Raw genomic sequence first — 992 nt, forward strand, 5'->3', positions numbered from 1 at the left:
CCGCTGATGATAAGTACACCGAGCGCGAGTGCTTCGATGAGTGCAATGCCGATTATCGTTTTTGAACGCAGCGTCATAAAGCGCCCACTTATCTCGAAATGCCCAATTGGACGACGTCTTGCCAATCTTGGTCTTGCGCCAATTGCAATCCATCAATATTGAGTAAAGCGAAGCTCTCCTGTGCTTTGGGATCCTCATTGAGTTGTGAGATCGCCGCTCGCAATGCCAAAGCCATCTCTTCATCTACCTCATTCGAGACTGCAATGGCATGAGGGGTATAACCTGCGGTTGTATAAATCACGCTCAGTTGTTCTTTGGTTTCACTCGGCAAGCTCTCAAAGGTCCGCTTCACGCCACCACCAGCGACATACAAGCCTTTCAGAACACCTAAATAGACCGAATCGTGCGAGCCCACATATTTGGGCGTAAATTTGATGCCTTTCTGTTCTAGTTCAGATTGCGTGATGATAGAAGCCGCAAACGCGCGCGGAGCCGGAAAAGCAATCGTCTCTTCTTGCAGATCATCAAGAGTAACTGACTGCCCTTTTCTCGCCACAATAATCCCTGTAATACGCTTGTTCTTCGCTCTTGCTAACGCCGTATAACCCGGAGTTTGGTTCACCAGCGTAAAGTGATAAGGATTCATGTACGCGATGTCATATTCTCCAGCCATTAAACGGGCTTCAAAAGTAGGAATATCACGCGCAGTAGCAAATTTGATTTCAACCCCGGCAAGCTCGCCCCAACGTTGCAGTAATGGTTGCCATTGTTGAACTAATTTGGTGGCCGATTGTTGTGGCACCACACCAAAAACAAGAGAGGGCTGAGCGAAGATGGAAGGCGACAATATGCATAACGTCATAAGCAACGTAAAAATTCGCCTTTTAAACAGCCAAGTCAGCTTCTGCAATTGAGAATTCAACAAAATCACCTCCTTGTGTTTGTCTTCCGTTAAAGATAGATAGCTATTTGAAAGATTGCGAATTAACGCG

At 46.6% G+C, this 992-nt stretch carries 1 protein-coding gene; it reads right to left on the bottom strand.

All coding sequences use genetic code 11. The annotated features are described in order from the left end of the window. Positions 1–88: 88 nt before the first annotated feature. Entirely contained in the window at positions 89–925 is an 837-nt protein-coding gene (locus R8N47_RS23820; RefSeq protein ID WP_025638538.1) for a phosphate/phosphite/phosphonate ABC transporter substrate-binding protein, read from the bottom strand. Between the last annotated feature and the right edge of the window lie 67 nt (positions 926–992).

It is taken from the genome of Vibrio sp. 2132-1, assembly GCF_033344315.1.